This window comes from Devosia sp. P3_B2 (assembly GCF_056402875.1).
Map to the genome: position 1 here is coordinate 1 of NZ_JBFUGO010000029.1, position 2,223 is coordinate 2,223.

Sequence of the window (2,223 nt, forward strand, 5' to 3'; positions counted from 1 at the left end):
TCCCGAACTCGACCGTTAAACCCCTTTGCGCCGATGGTACTAAGTCTCAAGACTTGGGAGAGTAGGTCGCTGCCAGGTCTGCCAAAAACATGCGTTCTCTCAACGACTAGAACAACAAAACCCCGCCCGCGAAAGCCGGCGGGGTTTTGTTTTGCGGCTAGTAGCTAAGCCTAAACTCGACACTCCGCCTGACGGGCCGGCATTCGGCCTCGCGGCTAGCGCGGACTGCGCGTCCTCACCGATGTCACCGTTCCGGAGGTCCTCATGGACGTCGCGATGTTGCGCGCCGACTGTGCGCGTTGCGCTGGGCTCTGCTGCGTAGTGCTCGCCTTCGACCGCTCGCTGTTGTTCGCTCTCGACAAGCCGGCAGGCACGCCGTGCGTCCACCTCGGCACCGATTGCCGCTGTCGCATCCATGCGTCGCGGGCGCGGCGTGGCTTTGCCGGCTGCGTAAGCTACGACTGCCTGGGTGCGGGCCAACGGGCTACTGCCCTGCTGCTCGGCCGAGTTGCGAGTGCGGCTGAGCAGTTCGAAGTGTTTGCCGCAATCCATCGCCAGCATGAACTGCTGACCCTGCTCCATGCGGCGGCGGCGCTGCCGTTGTCGCGACAGCATCGCGTCCAGCTCGAGGTGCTGCTTGGGCACACCGAGGCAGCGGACATGTCATCTGCGGCAGGACAGCAGCCTTCCTGGCCGGCCCGATCCCGGGTGAAGTCCACGCCCTTCTCGCGCAGCTCCGCCCCTACGTCGAAAATCGGCAGCCGGACGACATGCTTGCGGGTCGTGGACGCCACCCGCCGGTCTAGCCATTCGGCTAGTGTCGGAGCTGCTCCATCCCGCATTGGTCGGGGCGCTTGTCGGGCCGCCAGCGCAGCAGCCGGGTGCATGAGACGACAAATGGCCGCGGTTGCCGATGGAAGGGCGGCTCAGACCAGATCTCGCCGTTCCATAATGCACCTTATGCGAGCCGCTTGTTCGCGACTCACTCGTGACCTATATAGTCATGATAGTCATTTCTGGAGAATCGCTGTGAGCAAGCAGAACCCCGCACATGAGTGGACCGTGGCTTCGGCCAAAGCGCATCTGTCGGAGGTGATCTCGCGGGCGATGGAATCGCCGCAGACCATTACGCGGAACGGCAAGGCCAGCGTGGTAATCGTCTCGATCGAGGAGTGGCAGCACAAGAGCCAGCGGCAGGGGAGTCTCGCGAGCTTCCTCGCGCAGTCGCCGCTCGCCGGCGCCGGACTCGAGCTCGCGCGCGACGAGGATCGCGGCCGGGATCTGCCGCTTTGAATTACCTGCTCGACACCAATGTTCTGTCCGAGGTGCAGCGGCCGCGGCCGGATCAGCAGGTGCTGGCCTGGCTCGACCAGGTGGACGAAGACCGAACCTATCTCAGCGTGATCACGGTGGGGGAGATCGCCCGCGGCGTCGAGCAGCTCGACGACGGCAAGCGGAAGGCGGCGCTCAGGCATTGGCTCGATGCCGATCTTCCCGTCCGCTTCGGCGACCGCCTGCTGCCGATCGACCGGGAGACGGCGCTCGTCTGGGGCGGGGTGATGGCCGGCGCCAGGGCGGCGGGCCGGGGACTCGGGGTGATGGATGGCTGGATCGCCGCCTGCGCCTTGCGGCATGGGCTGACGATCGTCACTCGCAACACCAAGGATTTCACCGGTCTCGATGTCGATCTGCTGGATCCGTGGAGTGAGGCCTAGGCGAGAAAGCCCCGCAAACCGGGCGGCTCGGCCGTCTGTCCACAGGCCGCCAAAGCGCCAACGAGAGAAATGTCATCTTTCGTTCATCAGGGGTGTTGACAGGCAAAGGGGCCGCCCGTATACACCGCCCCACTGACGACGCCGAGCGACTTCGTTGCTCCCACTGTTCAGTGACTACCGAAAGGGCAGAGCTGCTGCCGGGCAACCGGGGTAAGATCTTTGTCCTCGAATTTTGGAAGCCTAGCTTCCACCGACGCCGCCGTCGAGAGACGTACCCGGGGTCAGTTCTTTGACATTGTGAAGATTGGAAGAAAGAGAAACGTGGACGGCGAGGTTCTTGCGGTCTGATCGAAAGATTAGGCAAATAGACTTCGACGGTACGTTTTCTCAAGAGGTACATACCACTCAAGCGGACTTCGGTTCGTTGGTGTATGGTGTGTCCTCGTCAATTTGCATCGCAAGGTGCAAACGCAAAACGTGCAAGCGTCGACCATAGTCAGATATCAAA

The 2,223-nt window shown here is 62.8% G+C and carries 2 protein-coding genes and 1 rRNA gene; all 3 read left to right on the forward strand.

All coding sequences use genetic code 11. The features are described from left to right. Nucleotides 1–78, forward strand: a 5S ribosomal RNA gene (rrf, locus tag AC1DV8_RS22900); the annotation flags it as partial. Nucleotides 79–1,029: 951 nt separating this feature from the next. Continuing rightward, nucleotides 1,030–1,293, forward strand: coding sequence for a type II toxin-antitoxin system prevent-host-death family antitoxin (locus tag AC1DV8_RS22905; RefSeq protein ID WP_477152372.1), 264 nt, complete (start codon nt 1,030–1,032; stop codon nt 1,291–1,293). Then, nucleotides 1,290–1,715: a PIN domain-containing protein gene (locus AC1DV8_RS22910; RefSeq protein WP_477159040.1), complete on the forward strand. Its 426-nt coding sequence runs from the start codon at nt 1,290–1,292 to the stop codon at nt 1,713–1,715. The genes AC1DV8_RS22905 and AC1DV8_RS22910 overlap by 4 nt, the downstream gene beginning before the upstream one ends. Nucleotides 1,716–2,223 lie beyond the last annotated feature (508 nt).